The 16576-nt window shown below is 55.2% G+C and carries 14 protein-coding genes; 7 read left to right on the top strand and 7 right to left on the bottom strand.

The window, feature by feature from the left end:
* Positions 1-3 precede the first annotated feature (3 nt).
* The 7 genes from I6N89_RS18910 to I6N89_RS18880 form a co-directional block, all read right to left on the bottom strand.
* A complete protein-coding gene (locus I6N89_RS18910; RefSeq protein WP_207020072.1) occupies positions 4-1554 on the bottom strand; it encodes a type IV secretory system conjugative DNA transfer family protein in 1551 nt (516 codons plus the stop codon).
* Complete coding sequence (locus I6N89_RS18905; protein ID WP_207020071.1) at positions 1551-2729, bottom strand: VWA domain-containing protein; 1179 nt, start codon at positions 2727-2729, stop codon at positions 1551-1553. Before I6N89_RS18905 ends, I6N89_RS18910 begins: the two co-directional genes overlap by 4 nt.
* A gap of 3 nt (positions 2730-2732) precedes the next feature.
* Positions 2733-3425, bottom strand: coding sequence for a hypothetical protein (locus tag I6N89_RS18900; RefSeq protein WP_207020070.1), 693 nt, complete (start codon positions 3423-3425; stop codon positions 2733-2735).
* 3 nt (positions 3426-3428) lie between these two features.
* On the bottom strand, positions 3429-4040 hold the full coding sequence (locus I6N89_RS18895) for a hypothetical protein (RefSeq protein ID WP_207020069.1): 612 nt from the start codon (positions 4038-4040) through the stop codon (positions 3429-3431).
* Between the two features lie 267 nt (positions 4041-4307).
* Positions 4308-5054, bottom strand: coding sequence for a DUF1566 domain-containing protein (locus tag I6N89_RS18890; protein ID WP_207020068.1), 747 nt, complete (start codon positions 5052-5054; stop codon positions 4308-4310).
* 96 nt (positions 5055-5150) lie between these two features.
* The gene (locus I6N89_RS18885; protein ID WP_207020067.1) at positions 5151-5429 is read right to left on the bottom strand and encodes a hypothetical protein; all 279 of its coding nucleotides are present in this window, start codon (positions 5427-5429) and stop codon (positions 5151-5153) included.
* A 148-nt stretch (positions 5430-5577) separates the two neighbouring features.
* Positions 5578-7860: a LamG domain-containing protein gene (locus I6N89_RS18880; RefSeq protein ID WP_207020066.1), complete on the bottom strand. Its 2283-nt coding sequence runs from the start codon at positions 7858-7860 to the stop codon at positions 5578-5580.
* 93 nt (positions 7861-7953) lie between these two features.
* On the opposite strand from I6N89_RS18880, the gene I6N89_RS18875 reads away from it, so the two are divergent.
* From I6N89_RS18875 to I6N89_RS18845, 7 genes are all read left to right on the top strand, one after another.
* Positions 7954-8205 carry a hypothetical protein gene (locus tag I6N89_RS18875; RefSeq protein WP_207020065.1) on the top strand — a complete coding sequence of 84 codons (252 nt, stop codon included), beginning with the start codon at positions 7954-7956 and terminating at the stop codon, positions 8203-8205.
* A gap of 955 nt (positions 8206-9160) precedes the next feature.
* Positions 9161-10204 (top strand): DNA adenine methylase, encoded by a 1044-nt coding sequence (locus I6N89_RS18870; RefSeq protein WP_207020064.1) that lies wholly within the window; start codon positions 9161-9163, stop codon positions 10202-10204.
* On the top strand, positions 10201-12423 hold the full coding sequence (locus I6N89_RS18865) for an N-6 DNA methylase (RefSeq protein ID WP_207020063.1): 2223 nt from the start codon (positions 10201-10203) through the stop codon (positions 12421-12423). Before I6N89_RS18870 ends, I6N89_RS18865 begins: the two co-directional genes overlap by 4 nt.
* Positions 12420-12965 carry a hypothetical protein gene (locus tag I6N89_RS18860; RefSeq protein WP_207020062.1) on the top strand — a complete coding sequence of 182 codons (546 nt, stop codon included), beginning with the start codon at positions 12420-12422 and terminating at the stop codon, positions 12963-12965. The genes I6N89_RS18865 and I6N89_RS18860 overlap by 4 nt, the downstream gene beginning before the upstream one ends.
* Positions 12958-14076: an AAA family ATPase gene (locus I6N89_RS18855; protein ID WP_207020061.1), complete on the top strand. Its 1119-nt coding sequence runs from the start codon at positions 12958-12960 to the stop codon at positions 14074-14076. The genes I6N89_RS18860 and I6N89_RS18855 overlap by 8 nt, the downstream gene beginning before the upstream one ends.
* A gap of 5 nt (positions 14077-14081) precedes the next feature.
* Entirely contained in the window at positions 14082-15371 is a 1290-nt protein-coding gene (locus I6N89_RS18850; protein ID WP_207020060.1) for a 5-methylcytosine restriction system specificity protein McrC, read from the top strand.
* 390 nt (positions 15372-15761) lie between these two features.
* A complete protein-coding gene (locus I6N89_RS18845) occupies positions 15762-16466 on the top strand; it encodes an ArdC family protein (RefSeq protein ID WP_236016724.1) in 705 nt (234 codons plus the stop codon).
* The last annotated feature ends 110 nt before the right edge of the window (positions 16467-16576 follow it).

The raw sequence follows: 16576 nt of genomic DNA, 5'->3' as shown, positions 1-16576 counted from the left end.
GGCTCACCCCACGCTCAAGTAATCGCCAAGCATCGCGCCGAGCGCGAGGCCGGGAGCAGAAAAATCCACGGCACGGCTGATGGGCTGGCCAGCGCGGGATGGATGAATATCGTAGAGCGGCATGCCCCGGCGGTCCCGAAATCGCTTCTCCAGGAAGTAGACAGGCCGGTAGCCAATGACAGGGCGCGCGGCGGCGAGCGCTGCCACCTGCACCGATGGATGCAGGCTCATCAGCTCAGTAGAGGTGATAAGCGCACGCCCCTGGCTAGAATCCGAGAATGAGCGGAAGTTTGGATCGCCCAGAATTTTCCCGCGCTCCATAGCGCTATCAAGGCTGAGCTGGTGCAGGCTGGTTTGGCCGCAAAGCGCCGAGAGGTAATCCGCCGTGAAGCGGTCATTGGTGCCAAAGCACTGGATCAGCGCGCTATTGGCAAGGAAGGATTCCCAGCGGTTCTGATAAAGGTCTTTGAGCTGCGTGAAGTCCTGCACCACCATGACGAACTGCATGCCGAACCCCGCCATGAGGCCCACAGCTTGCTCAATGATCGCCATGCGCTCCAGCGTGGCCATCTCTTCCAGGAGAAACATCACGGGGATGGAGGGCTTTTCCGGCAGCGTGGTGATGCTGGAGATCAGCGCCCCGATCAGCACGCGCAAGAAGCGCCTCGCTGTGCCGATCCTTCTGGCGGGCAGAATGATGTAGATACTGGTATCTTCACCAATCGTGGCCGGGTCAAAGTCGGAGCTATTCAGCGCATCCGCCAGCCTCGGGCTTTCAAGAAAATGCGTGTTGCGCTGCGCGGTTGAAATCACGCTGGAAAGCTCGCGCTCTTCCTTATTGTCGATCCGACCGCCAGCGGCTTTGACCAGATCAAAGGGCGAGTCCAGCATTTGATCGATCATGGCCCGAAACTCATCGCGGCTGGCGTTCAAGGCTTTGCGCATGGCTTTTAAGCTGGCCGTCCCTTGCTCGGCAGTATGCAGCAAAACCCCCGCAATCATGCTGGCCGCTTCGCCCGACCAGTGGCTTTCCGAGCCGCCATCGGGGATGACGAGGCTATCGGCGGCCAGCATGGCATCATCGAACGCATCGTCGCCGAAAGGCTCGATGCGGGCGCATGGATTGAAGGACGAGCGCGGAAACCCAAGCTCGGTGGCCGCTACATCAAAGGGATCGATCAGGATAACATTCTGCCCCAAGACATCGCGGCGATACCTTGCGGTGATGAACGCCAACTCCCCATCTTTGATGTCCAGAACGATGGCGCTGCCCTGATGTTCAAGCAGTCGCGGGATCGAACCCGAGACGCCTTTGCCGCCGCGCGTCGGGGCGACAATCAGCTCATGGCGGTCGCCGCCATAAGACACCCGCACCGCGCCTTGCCGGGGATCATTTACGGGCAAGTAGCCAACCGTATGAAGGCCAGCGGGGCCGTAGCCCCGCGCGGCCAAATGAAAGGAATCCGCCCATTTGGCTGAGCCGTGGCTGTCTGGATCATAACTCCAGAGCCGCCGTTGGGCTTCCTCCTTCTCTCGAAAGTCGAAACGCCTCATGGCTGCGTGCCTTCTGCCGAGCAGGCGACCTGACGCAGCACCGTTTGGCTCGAATAGGTCTCGCTCAGCACTTGGAAGTAGCGAGGGAGCTGGTCGGCCAGATCGCCTTCATGGGTGAGGTAGCTATCCGCCAAAGAGCGCAGATAGCGCTCTTCGCGCCCACCCAGGAAGTAGACGAAGGTAAGCGCGCTTCCCTTGAGGTCTCGGACCACGTGCAGCAGATCGGTTTGCTTGTTGAGCGCACCATCGGTGATGATGATGACGGCGCTTTGCTGGCCTGCCTTTTCTTCGGCCAGCCACTCATAGGTGACTTTGAGCGGTTGAAAGAGATCGGTGCCGCCGCCTGCCACTACGCCGTCCATCGGGAAGTTGGAGGCAATGCATTGGCCTATGCCCAGCCCTTCGGATGGCTCGAAGCTGCCGCCCTTATCTGCGAATGCCCCGACCGCGCATGTGGCATTGTCGGGCAGATCATGCACGAAGCTGCGCGCCGCCGATTTTACGTCCTCCATGACGGACTTCATCGAGCCGGAGCGATCCAGCAGGATGACGAAGTTCATGGGAAGACGCTCACCTGGCACGGCAGCAGTTGACGCCGTTAGCGGAACGGACGAAGCGCTTTTCACCTGCACGATCTGTTCTTCGAAGCAAAGACGCTCGCCGCCAGTGCGGTAGAGCGCCAGAGCGCCTTGGGGCGGATCAATCACGTTTCCGGCCTCATCACGGACAAGAGCCGTGATGACGAGGCCGCGCTCATCATTTGTGATGTGCGTGATTTCTGCCTTGCCGCCCGAGACCGCCAACACGACATCATGCTCGACATTGATGTCAAATCCGCTGGCGATCACCGCCCCGAAATCATCCACCATCTGGATGGAGGCGACCATTTCCAGCACGCGCGCGCTTGGCACGAGCGCCGGATCGGTGCGCACGCTGAGCAGCACTTCACCTTTGAAATCCTGCCAGCGTTGGAGGCTGAGATCGGTGGTGGCAGATGTATCGACGCGCGGGGCGAGTTGGAGGCGAACTTCGCCGCCTCCACTCTGTTCTTTGATGCCGATGCTGGCAGGCAGGCCGCCGCCGCGCGCATCATCAATGCGCACAGGGTTCTCTGCTAGAGCCGCGCTGCCGATGATGGCAAGCGCCGAGGATAGAAGGAAGGAACGGGCAAACATGGCTTAGTCCCTCCCCAGAATGTTGCCGAGATTGGAGCGTGTGCGCGCCTTGTCCATAAGGTCGAAATCGAGTTCACCGGAGGTCACGCGGGCCAGCACGCCAGCGGCCTCCAGATGCTCCAGCACCATCTCGTCCTGATCGGCATGGACATTGAGCAGCCGAACGAAGCTGGCATCTGCGGCCATGGCTCCAAGCTGCACCTCGTCGGGCACTTCCTGGGGAAGCGTGATGAGCCCGTCCCCTTCATCGCAAGGATATCCAGCGTGAATGAAGGGGCCGATCCCGATCAGGCGCAGATCATCAGGCCGGTTGATGCGCAAATTGTTGCGCACCTCACCCCAGGCCAGCGTCAAATCCGAACAGGTCGGACGGATGGCCAAGGCTTCCATCACCACCGTCCCTTGCTCGTAGAGCTGATCCGGCGTGCCCGACCAGGTGATTTCAGTCGGGTTGGCCGAGGTGATGATGTGGATCACAGCATCACGCATCGCGCGCCTGCGGCGCAGCTCCGCCAGTTCACCCAAAGTGCTGCGGGCGGTTTCGATCTGTACTTCGGGGTCAGTGACGACCCCGCCGTTTTCGAAGACGACGAAGAAGGTCGGACCTTCGTCCTCTCCCCTCGCATGGACAGGAATGCACGATTGAAGGGTGAGCACCCCGGCGAGGACTGTCGTTGTCAGGAATCTAGCAAGCATGGATCAGTCTTTCTTTGTCAGGGAACGGGTGGCGCGCACGGTCAAGAGCGCGAGCACGGCGTTCACGAGGACGATCAGAAGAGCGACGAAAATTCCCAAACCTTGGTTTTGGGCTAGGAAATCCATCATTGGCGAGGCGTCTTGCGGCTTAGCCCATGGGCCGGGCGCGCTTTGCTGAGCGATCAGCGTGTAGAGGTTGGTGGCCTCCAAGGCGACTACAGCGGCATAGACCAGCCCTGCCACGCCCGCTTTGACGCGGTTCATGGGGCTGGCAAGCCAGCTTCTCGGGTCTTCGTGGATGTCTTCATCCAGCACCGCCGACCAAATCATGATCGGCACCGAAATCGAAAACACGGCCAGCAGGTAGGCCAGCAGATGCGAAACGGTCATGTCCTCATCAATGATGCAGAACAGACCGCCCGCGCCGGGCAGATCACAGAGGTACTGGTTCGAAGCCAGCCCCATGGTCTCGGTATAGGTCGAGGCCAGCAGGATCAGCATCGAGAGTTCCAGAAGAACCGCGAGGACAAAGCCAGCGACGGCTTTGAAGTTGGGTACGCCGCCGCCAGGCAGATACGCCTCGGGGGAGAGCAGATTGGGTTTATCGGGTTTCAAAACGTAGGCCTTTCTCATCAAGTTGCGTTGAGTGCCTGTTTGGCACCCCTCGCATTTGAGGATGGAAAGGCTGGGCTACTGGATGCCGACACTCAGTGGATCAGAAGCCCACCTGAAACGGACCGGAAATCGGAGACGTTAAATTCCGAGAATGACCCACCGGCGGAATTTCAAGAATCCATAGATCGCCGTGCATGGGAGCCAAAGATAATTTCGCAAGAAACAGGTTGGAAACAGTCGAGAGACCAATAAGCTCGACGTCAATTTTTAATCCCGACGAACACAGCGCACTTCAAGAGTTGCGTCCTTAGGGGCAAAGTTGTTGAAATATGGAACCGACATATCCAACTGGAAGGCATTGTAAATGCCCGCTTCATTTGAGATCCAGTAAGAATTTGAAGTGAAACTGCCTGACGCATTGACATCAATGTCAGAGCTATTCTTTGCAAGAAGCCACATTTCGTCAATAGACGGCAGATACCAATCGGAATAACCACCATCCGTCAAATCCTTGCATAATTTAAACGCAGGGAAGGTCGTAGAATTTGCAATCTGGTCACTACTGGCTCTCCCATCTGTATAGGAGTCTGTTGCTATATCATCCAGGCCCGGATTCGGGGTTCGCCACTCTGTTCCCGCGCTTTGGTTGTCATCTGTCACATAAAGCGCTTCACATGATGTGCCATACAAAATAAATCCAGCAAAAATCGGATCATTGGTTGTCCCGGCATCGCTGTCATCACAAACATCACCGACGTTCGGGCACAATGTAGGTGCAACACAGCCACCGCTGCTAGGACAAGTCCAGTCGTTGCCATCACAATATTCCGCACAACTTGAAGAGCTGTTGTAGCGAATAGCGCCTTCCTTGCTGCTGTCGCAAGTATCAGTATCCGCACCAACTCTTATGGAGCCGCCCCCGACACCAGAGAAGTCTGCCGAAGTTTGTGCCTGCGCGGCATTGGGAATCACAAAAAGCGATAGAATGAATATCCATAAAGAAACTCTAAACATTAAAACCTACCTTACTTTAATCCCCCCAATTAACCTCACGCCCTTCGGTAATCAATGCCCACAAGCGGACACGAAAGGTGCGCAACTTAACGCGCACTATTCGACTTCTTCCTGCGGCGTCTCAGCGGTATTAGATTCAAAAACCTTTCCGTTGTGGTCGCGAATCGTCCCACCATAGGCAACGCTGTCCCGCACCATGAAGCCTTCCTTAGACAGATAGGCCGCTTCCTCGCCGTCGATGAAGAACCGAATAACATCATTATCCTCATCGACTTCGATCCGCGTATCCGCCGGTGGAGTCTCTGCGCTCTCTTGCGCATTGGCGTGAAGTGGCGCAATCGCCAGAAATAATACAAAAATAAAAAATTTCATCATCCAATACCCCGAAATTCATCATTTTACTATAATAACCTATTTTCTCTTAAAATTGGTTAATAGGCAAGATTGAATTCCAGCACAAGCGCCATAAAACTCTGAATCCGCGCGGATCACTTTTTTCGACACAGATGCATTCAATCCAATTCTACTCGCCCCAGTTTTTCCAAGAATATGCACCTTGGTAGTGCCGCAGGGCTTCTTCGGCAGTTATGACGCGGTTATAGATGCGGAAGTCATCGACAAGACCGTAAAACCCGTCGCCTGCGCCGGCATGTGCCAATAAGCGTAGAGTGCCGCCGGAGAGTGTGTTTGGCTCCTCACCGGAACCCGCGCCGAAGGAGGATTGTGCCACGGCGACGCCATCAACATAGATAGCCAGTGAATTTGTTGTATCGTCAAAAGTCGCAATGATGTGGTGCCATTGATCATTATCAAAAGTGCCAGTTGTCCTTCGGCCTGCAAAGCCACTAGGGGCATCATATCCGAACATGATCGTGCCGGCGGTCTCGAACAAGAGATGATAGGTACGATTGGGGAAGGAGTTCTTCATGACGATTTGTTGACCGTCACCGACATTTGTTGTTTTTGCCCAAACGGATAGGCTCCAGCTTTCATCAAGGCTGTAAACGTCGTCACTACCGGCATCGATGTAGTATAGATCCTGAACATCAACAGCGCCGCGAATAACGCCCGTGGCGGATGTTAGTGTTGTTGAGGGTTCGACAGTTCCGGTAATACCGGTCATTGAATCGTATGCTGTGGCGCTGCCTGTTTCTTCGTCGAATTTCCAATGGCTTATAAGCCCGTTTGTCAATGTATCGTCAGAAGTACACGCCTGAATGTATTTCGGGCTGCCGCCTGGACATCCGCCGCTGTAGAGTTCAGCAATCTCAGTTGGGCTCAGGGCGCGGTTGTAGATGCGAACATCATCCATCACGCCGCCAAAATGGTAAAGATTCTGGGTCAGAGCTTCATCTTCATAATCAAATCCCAATGTGACGGGCGATGTATTGTAACCGAGAGAGGCGCTATTGCTTCCTGAGTTAACCTCAACACCATCAATGAAAAGCTTATGCGTATTGGCTGAATCGCTATAAGTATAGGCAAAGTGATACCAACGATCCGTTTCCGGTGAAAAATCGTAGGAAATGCCCTGCATGTTTCCACCATGACCTGCATATCCTTGGAGATTAGGGGAAGACACCAGAAGCGTATAGCTGTTGCGCCAATCTGTACTGCCTGTACCGACCTGCTTGGCGATGAGTACTTGCCCGCCTGTGGACCAATCAGACTTGGCCCAAACGGAGAGTGTGACTTCGCTCGCTGGCTGTAAGCTGGTACTGTTCGGAATTTCGATTTCATAATTGCCGCCGGAAAGACTTAAACCTGTGCCAACCTTTGCTGTTTCGGATTGGGCACCGCTTAGGCCGCCACTCATCGCGCCATCATTCCCATAGCCGCTGCTATCTTCTGCCGTTGTTCCGCTGGTTTCGTCTAGTCTCCACCATCCGATAAGGCCGTTCTTATTGTGCCCGTCATCACCTGGTGGATAGCCAGCAGTGGTGAGCGCTCCGTTTTCGGTGAAGCCACCGCCTGCGCCCTTATTGGTGTGCCAGTCATCAGTCGCGCCGGAGAGGAAAATGTCAGGTGCGCTTCCGGTTGGGAGGGAGCCATCAAGCCCCAGATAAACCGGGTTCCCACTGGCATCGATGAATTTTTCACGGTTTGATGCAACAGAGAGGTCTATATTTGTGTCAAAATCGATCCAGAGATCAGCGATGCCGCCTTGCCATAAATTAGCGCCGGAGACTTGTGCGCCGACTCTGTAGGCTGCGCGTACGTAATTTATGTCGGCGGCATCAGAATATGTAACAAAGCCATTGCCGGTTTGATCAACGCCATCCAGATATATGTGGCATGTTGTGCATGTGCTGGCATCTGCGCCTTCGCTTGTATCCCATGAAGCCATGAGGTGATGCCACTGGCCTTGTACGATCGAGTTGTCGTCGGTCATGGCATAGAGCATTGATGTGCCTGTGGAGTCACGTCCAGCGAAGTGCATACGGCCGTTGTTGTCGTTAAAGTTGATATAAAAGCGTGAAGATTGTGCTTCGAAAACATAGTGGTCGGTTGTGTAATCATCTGTTTTGAACCAGACGCTAAATGTTCCTTTTTTACCATCGCTCAGGCCGGAAATGCTGGATGATGACAGGTAGGTTGTGGTGCCGTCCCAATTCGTCGCATTCGGAATATACCCACTGCATCGCATCGCGCCTTCAACTCCCGCTTCACAGCTGCGGTAATCATATCCTAGCTTCACAGAACCACCATTTGCGCCAGAGAGATCAAGCGCCGTCTGCGCCTGGGAAGAACCCGCCGAAAGATATAATGTCAAAAGTGCAAAGGCTAAAAATCTCATAGTCCCCATGAAAACAATTGTATCATAATAATTGCTTATGAGTTATTAAGAAGCAAGAAAGTTTTGACGGTATATTTTTTTAGCGGAGGTTAATTTCAGAATATGGACATTGAAGAATTGAGAGAGCGGGTTAACAATGTCACGGCGTCGGATTTTGTAAGTTCGGCTCTGATTTCTGCCCTTATCGGGAATCTGGCCGAACGGGGCGTAATCTCCGATGATGACACCCGCGATATCTACGACGCGGCGCTACTGTCGCTGGAAGAAGAAGCAGCGAAGGTGGCGGACGAAGAACTGCGCGAGGTCTACGCCAACGCCCGTGCCATCATCGAAGCCCCCTTGAAAGAGACCTGAGTATAGATCATCGATATTGCAGCGCATCGTGGTCAGCGGTTCGATAGAGTCCGTTTTGGTATCCGAGGGCAGCTTAGAGCCTTGTACTACAAGCCCGCCCCGGATGAGGGACGGCTGAGATAAGTCGGACCGCAAGCTGTGTTTTGTAGTACAAAACAGCTTGGCAAGGGGTCCCGCTGCGCGCCCCCGTTGCATCCCCCCGGCCAGTGGCTCTTCCTGGGCATTGAACCCATTCCAGAGCCATAGATCGTATCGCCGATCAACCACTCGCAGGGCTTGGAGAAGTCCCTCTCCACCTGCACCGAACCATGGATCAAAGGGCTATCGCGCCCCTTGAAACCACTCGCAACCTTTGGCCGTTGCATCACCAATCAGGGGAGCGTTCCTGCTCCCACCGATACCCCCATGACCATTTCATGGAGACCAACCTTCCGCAGTTTGGATGTGCGCCATTTCATGGAGACGATTTCATCGAGACCAGGAAAAGAGCATTTCATAGCAGCCCTTCCTTGGAACCATCCCATCGACCATGGGGCGTTCCTGCCCCCGTGGACCCCTGACCAACCCTGCGCGGTTTGGATGCCGCCAGCGCGTCGGCGCTGAACCCGATCATGAGGCCTATCGCCGCCCCCCTGAACCCAGCTCGCAGGGCTTGGAGAGTGTGACTTTTCCACCTGCACAGAACCAAACACCGTCCTGTTGTCGCTCAGGCGGCACCAGAAGCAGCATTCCGGCCTCATCTGCCCACAAGATATTGCTAGCCCCCGGTAGCTTGTGCCATGTTGGCAGAAGAGTCGATCACCCCTCCGAGAGGCCTACACCACTGAATTCGATCAAACATTGCGCCAGACCTTAACGCCCGAGCAGTTTGTATGGGCTAAGAAACCACCCATGCCACTTCCGCTCACCACCGGCATGACAACAAAAAGCAAGTAAGGCAGGGAGACCCGCACACATGTCATTCCGGTACATTGGCTCCAAGGCGCGCATCGTGGAGGCTATCATCGATCATATTGGTGAACCTGATGGAGGTGTTTTCGTGGATGCCTTTTCCGGCACGGGCGCAGTTGCTCAAGCTGCGTCCCGCGCCGGCTGGAGGGTACATGTTAACGATCACCTCTTGTCATCAGCAATTATGTCCTATGCGCGCGTCTTGTCCAGTGCCGACATACCTTTCAGGGGGCTTTCCAGCTATGACAACGCTGTTGCAGCTCTGAACGAGGTGAAACCCATTCCCGGCTTTATTTGGCGGGAATATAGCCCGGCTTCCTCTGACCACGGTGCCGTCTCTCGGATGTATTTTACCGAAGAGAACGCCAAAAAAATCGACGGGATGCGACGGCAGATTCGTGATTGGCGAGAGCGTGAGCTTGTCACGACACAAGAAGAACGGGTCCTTATCGCTGATTTGATGCGGGCCGCGAACCGCGTTGCAAACACCGCCGGAACCTATGGATGCTTCCTTTCCAAATGGCAGAGGCAATCCCTCGATACATTGTTCGTTGAGCGATCCAGTTTTCCCAATAGCGTTCCGCACGCGACTATGGGCACGCAGGATGTGCATCAAGTATCATGCAAGCCCGAAGATACTGTCTATCTCGATCCACCGTACACGAAACGCCAATACGCCGCCTATTATCACATTCTAGAAACTATTGCGCTAGGCGACGAACCCGAAGTCGAAGGGGTTTGCGGCATTCGGCCATGGCGGGAAAAGGCATCCGATTTTTGCTACAAGGTAAGAGCCGCCAAGGCTATTGAACGCCTGGTCGCCAGCCTTCCTGCACGGCGCATCTTTCTTTCCTATAGCACCGAGGGACATGTGCCGATCACATCGCTCTCCGATACTCTTGCAGGGATTGGGCAGCTAAGTGTCCATTCGCTCCAAAATATCGGTCGCTACCGCCCAAATAGAGCCGCCAGCGAAGCTGCCTCCGATGTGGGAGAGCTGCTTTTCTGTATTGAAAAAACGAAGGAAGCAAAGCGCGTTGCCGCATGAAACCGTCTAGCACCGTCGAAGGAAAGCGTCTGGCGAAGGCCGATGCCTACATAGCGCAATGCCTTGCGCGTCATCATGGGAATAGTGATGAGCTGCGCTTTCAGCTATTGGAAGCGGCATCTGCCCGTCTAGGCGGCTTCGATTTTGCTGAATTTTGTGGGCAATTCGGGATTAAGCCTTTGGCCGCGCCCGAGCGCTTCTTGGATGATGCCAGAACGCTTGTTCAGCTATTGGACGATACAGGTATCCATCCTTCCCTTTGTTTGAGTGCACTTGCCCGCGAAGCATTGGATCACAGCCAACAACGCAGCAGCGGTGCGTATCACACAGACTTTCGCCTTGCTCTGCATTTGGCTCACAGTGTGGAGAAGCAACTCAAGGAAGGTGCCAAGGTCATTGATCCAGCCTGCGGCGCTGGAATATTGCTTACAGCCGTTTCCATTGTGGCTTGCGGGCCGGATCGAATTCTCGCCAGTGACTGGCTGCGGAATTCGGTCTATGCCGCCGATCTTTCGCCCATGGCTTTGCGCGGGACTCGGCTCTCCCTTGCATCTCTCACAGATGACTTGGGCGCTATCGCCACCATGCACTCTCGTTGGCGTGCCCAGGATAGCCTTCTTGCCTCAGATTCTGCGTGGCTTGATATGAGCCGCGATGGCTTTGACATCGTGATTGCGAACCCTCCTTGGGAGAAGGTCAAACTCACAAGGCACGAGTATATCAAGGCGAGCGGGGAAACCCGCGATTACGGAACCAGCTACCGCCTGCAATCACTCGCCGGATATCAAGAGGCCAAGACCGAACGGGCTGCTATGGCCGGTACGCTTATTGAGCGATACCCGTTGCTTGCAAAAGGTGAACCTGATCTCTACGTCGCTTTCACCGAACTACTCTATAAGCTCACACGTGCAGGCGGGCACGGTGCTCTACTGGTTCCGGCAGGTCTAATCCGCTCTCTGAATACAGAACCCCTGCGGCGCGCACTGGCAAACGGCACCGATGATCTCACCTTCACGGTTTTGGAGAACCGCGCCCGGCATTTTGCCATCGATACGCGCTTCAAATTTCTCGTCGTGAATTATCGCCGCAAAACAGATTCCGGCAAACCGCTTGCGTCTATAAAGATTAGCCATGCCTCCGCTGACAATGAAAGCGTCACCGCCGTCCCGTCAGTCCGGCTGCCGCTCAAGGACCTCGAAAAGCTACGCCCCGATCTCACTCTGCCCGAGATACGCTCAGCAGAGGAATGGCGACTATTTAAGAAGATGCAGATCGGCGGTGTGCTTCCATCTACTGAGGATTCTCCCTGGTATCCTGAGTTTTGCCGCGAAATCGATATGACCCATGGGCGTCGCCACTTCGTCAAGCAGCCAAAGGACGGCTGTTTGCCTGTTATCGAAGGACGCATGGTGCAACCGCATCGCTTGGGTTGTAAGTCTTACGTCTCGGGTGAAGGAAGAAGCGCCGTCTGGCGCAATCTCTCGCCAGGCGAAAGCCGGATCGCCCCACAATTCTGGCTACCAATGAGCGTGGCATCCGCAGAAGCCACGCGGCGCTCACAACGGCTACGCGCCGGTTTTTGCGATATCACAGGGCAAACCAATGAGCGGTCCATGATGGCCTCCGTGATCCCCCCGGATGTCATCTGCGGAAACAAGGTTCCGACCGTCTCCTTCCCCAATGATCCATCAGAGGACCGGCTGTTCCTATGGCTAGCAGTGGTCAACTCACTACCTTTTGACTGGCTGCTTCGACGCGTCGTGACAACCACCGTGAACTACTTTGTCCTTCTGTCGCTACGCCTGCCAGGTCTTGATATTGCCTCACTTCCTGCGCAGCGCCTCATTGGGATCGCCAAAAAATTGCATGACCTCGATCAGGCAGAAAACTCGGGCCTCGACCACGTTTGGCGTATAGCTGAACTGCGCTGTGAAGCGGACGTACTTGTTGCCAGAGCCTATGGGTGTTCGGAGGATGATGTACGGCTCATGCTCCGCGACTTTCCACTGTTGGATCGTGGCCAACCACCATTGCCCGGCGAGATGTCGTCCACCGTGACCCAAGACTTCCTGCTTTTGACTTGGCTGAAAAAAACAAGCGGGGAAATCACGCAATATGCGCAGCGCGTAGAGGCCATGCGCAAGCTCGGCGCGGTTCCCTACGTTAGCTCCGAGTTCGCCAGTGGCCTTAAGTGTATAAAAAGAAAGAGAAGCATATGAGCGGGAATGGAGCAGCGGTTGTTCGAGTAATCCTTCAACGAGTAGATGAAGGCGACAAAAGAAAAGCCAGAGCAGAGTCAAATGATGCAGCGAGTGGCGGCGGCGCGAGAGACCTGAGATTTAACCCGCAGGATGAATTTTTCCCATTTCTGGGGAAGATTTTTACCGGGCGTAGAACCAAACGGAAAAAAACTATCTACTTTGGAGACTTAAATTGGAATGATGGCGCGTCTGACAAAGTCGCTGAGCTAGAGGTATGGCCGCCATATCCATCTCGCCCATTCGAGTGCAAGATCGGGCGGGTATCCAGTCTACATGTCGACAACCTTATAAAGCCGGACCCTAATGGCGGGCACTCCGTTATTATGATTCTTCAACAGGCAGATGGTGCTGTCTGGTTGTACTTCACAACAGAGACAAGCCTTCTTTCTCCTAACACTTGGGACCCTAAGATCGAAAAACTAGCACGAGATTGGTTCGCAGATGGCTGCAAATCAGCATTTCTCGACTTGGTAACTAAAGAGCAATACCCCCATGGCTGACGCTAGTGAAATTCTGGATCTTTTAGAAAACAGCCGCAATGTTCTGCTTGCGGGGCCGCCGGGTACTGGAAAGTCTATGCTCCTTAGCGAAGTAGCAACTCTGTTTGAGAACAAGGGGCACGCTAGCACGCCCGTTCACAAGCGCGGAGCAGCGGTGCCCATCCCGCCGACACCGACCACGACCCTTCCAGGGGCAATCGGTAAGTCCTCCAACCGAAAAGTCTTTCGATGTGTCCTTCATCAATCTAGCAAGTATCGGGATTTCCTCACCGGCATGATGCCTGATGTCCGAAGCGGCAAGCCACCGGGATCGTTCAGGATCACCGAAGGTATCCTCTACAGGGCCAGCGAATACGCCAAGCAGGCCGACAGCGCGGCACTGCTTATTATTGATGAAATCAACCGTGGTCCAACCGTTCAAGTGTTTGGCGGCGCGATCGTGGCCATCGAGGCTGACAAACGCCTTGCAGCAGACGGCAAGCCGACACCCGCGACGCAGTTCTTTGATCTTATCGACCCTGCGACGGGTGATCTGATCGAGTACGCATTTCCGCCGAGGCTCTATATCCTCGCGGCCATGAACCAGGCCGATGTCTCAGTCGAGCCGCTGGATGTAGCTTTCTTGCGCCGCTGGGCTCCCTTCAACCTGGAGCCCAAGTCCTCAGTCCTTCGCGCACATTTCGGCGTTGCCACGACTCCGGCATCGACGCTGCCACCGACACCAAGCTCAGCAGCCGACGTGATAGAAGCCGCTATCCAAGCCTTTGATGCCGTAAATGGCAGAATTGCGCTTGGCCGGGGGCCTGAATTTAGGATCGGTCACGGGGTACTGATGGCGAACAACGCCAAGCCTTCAAGCGTTACAGACGCACTTGCGCATTTCGCAACAGCATGGCGAACGATCAAAAACCATATTGACGAGGCCTTCTTCGGCGATGTTCGCGGCACAGCCATCATCTTGAATGCGGACCGTGGTATTGCAGGAAACCCATACGTTCTTGAAGAAACATCCTTCGGGGATGCGCCCCGCGCCATGATAAATGGCCCTGTCAGCGTTGACGCCTCGCAGCTGTATGAGCTTTTCCTCGCTCTATCACAGAAGGCCGTCTGATCGTCATGCGCCCGTGGCAGCGCTTTACAGCTATCGAATACGCAAAGCCATCCGCGCTGCATGAAGAGATTGCCCGGCGTAGCGACGTTAGCGCTTCGAACGCTCGGGAGCTATTGCTCCGCGCCGGGGACCGTGTACGCGGTATCCTCGGCCTTGAGAGCGTTCCGCTATCGATCAATGCCGACCGCTTCCAGTTTCAGAACGTGGCAGGCTTGCTCGTTCTGGCGTCCGGGCTGGAGCTTGAAATTGCACCAAAATTCCTCGGTTCCGCACCCGGATGGCGTGAAGATTTCTTTTTGCTGGCTATGCTTTCGCACCACGGCCGCTTGCTAGACAATGAAGGCCTCAAGTCATCTTCACGGGCGACCTCCGATCTTGCGACATTGATCGGTCGGTCCCTTATCGAGATGTACTGGAAAAACCAGCGCAGACCTTTGCGCACGTATCGACGCCTACACCAAAGTGAATTTGCCATCGAAGGGGATTTCGACCCAGAAGATTTGTCTGTGCCCTCCGAAGAGGGGTTTCCGCAATCCGTCACATCGTTCACCCGAGAAAACCCTTACAACGCAGTTATCAGAGCCGCCGCAGCGGGTCTGGCACCGATTGTCCCTGACGTTGAAACCCGCGTGCGCCTTGAGCGACTTGCGCAGCATCTCCCGCAACAGCCAAGGCCCTTGCGCCTACAGGATCGGAGACTTCCAAGCCGCTCGCGGGCTTGGCAACCAACATTCGATCTATCGCTCGATATCCTCCGTGGTCTCGGAGGCGCTTATGATCCCAAAAACGCGCTTGCCCCAGGCTACGTCATGCAGACATGGCAAGTATGGGAACAGCTTATCTCGCTATCGCTGCGTAGTGCCTTTTCTCCCAAGAACGTCCAGCTCCAGTCGCCAAATAAACTCGGGACCAGAACGCAAGATGGCGCAATCAGGACTCTCAACGTGGTTCCAGATGCAATCGTTGGTATTCCAGGTGCGGCAGGCACACGCCGTATTATCGTTGATGCAAAATATAAGGGGCATGTAGATCGTTCTTCCACATCAATTTCAAATGCCGACATCTATGAATCGCTTGCATTTGCACGCGCCACCGGAATCTTCGAAGTGGCGCTTGTCTATCCAAGGCCGGTGGAAGGGTCTGTGTCTCCAAGTGACGAAGTTGGACATGCGGCAGAATTTGCAACTGCCATAGCCGACGGGGTTCATATCAGGGCAATTGAACTAAGTGTTTGCGGGATTTCAGGTCGGCGTGGGTTGAAGCGCTTCGCCGATGCTCTTGCGAAAAGCCTTTAATATTTATTCTTTGGGCGCACCCCGCATGGGCAGGGCCGGGCTTTCGCGTGCCGAGCCTGTAGTCTCGGCCCTTCGGGCATCAATCCCTTGCGCAAGTGTCGGGGCGCTTGATGCACCCCTCTGGCTGAGCGCGGCTGTATAGCAGCCGCGCGTTTCTCCTTCGTTTCAGGGGGGCTTCCAGCCCCATCCTCCGTCAAGACCCAAGTCCCTTGCCTGGGCTGCGGGAGAAAGGATCGGAGCCGTGGCTCGTCCTCCTTCGCCTGCGGCTACGGCGGGACTGCGCCCGCACCACTTTCCGATCCTTTCGATCTTGACGGCCTCCCCCCGCTCATTGGCGCGGGCCTAGTTCGGTTGCATGCGCAACCGACTATCCAATGGAGGAAAAAGGACATGAAAACAGATGTATATCAGAAAGTAACCGACAAGATTATTGCCGATCTGGAAAGGGGCGAGCTGTCTTGGCTGCAACCTTGGAACGCTGGCAATTTAGAGGGGAAGATCACCAAGCCGCTACGGCACAACGGCATGCCGTATAACGGAATCAATGTGCTGATGCTTTGGGGCGCGAGCGTCGAGGCGGGTTATCTCTCGCCGTATTGGATGACGTTCAAACAGGCGAAAGAGCTGGGCGCACATGTGCGCAAGGGCGAGCGCGGAAATCTGGTGGTCTATGCCAACACCATCACCAAAACCGAAGAACAGGACGACGGCAGCGAGGAAGAGCGGAAAATTCCGTTCATGAAGGGTTACAGCGTTTTCAACGTCGAGCAGATCGAAGGCTTGCCCGAGCACTACTATTTGAAGCCCGAGCCGATCATTGACCCAGCCTTGCGGATCGAGCACGCAGAAAGATTTTTCGGAAACACTGGCGCGGACATCCGCCACGGCGGGAACAGCGCCCACTATGCGAACGGCAGCGACCATGTACAGATGCCAGCATTCGAGACCTTCCGCAGCCCTGAGAGCTATTACGCCACGCTTGCCCATGAGCTGACCCACTGGACGAAGCACAAAACCCGCCTTGACCGTGACTTTGGCCGGAAGCGTTGGGGCGATGAAGGCTACGCCCGCGAAGAGCTTGTTGCCTTATCTTGACAGTCTGCACCGCATGCCACCTTGCCGTAGGATGGGTGACAGGCGTTGACGGTAGGCAGTTTTCAGGCTGGCCGCCGCGCTTACCAAAGAGCTGGCGGCGGCCAGCCTGA

Origin of the sequence: Salipiger abyssi, from assembly GCF_017311415.1 — a bacterium.
GTDB classification, from domain to species: domain Bacteria; phylum Pseudomonadota; class Alphaproteobacteria; order Rhodobacterales; family Rhodobacteraceae; genus Salipiger; species Salipiger abyssi_A.
The sequence above is the reverse complement of the archived record's forward strand: the minus strand, read 5'-3'. Positions and strand labels throughout refer to the sequence as shown.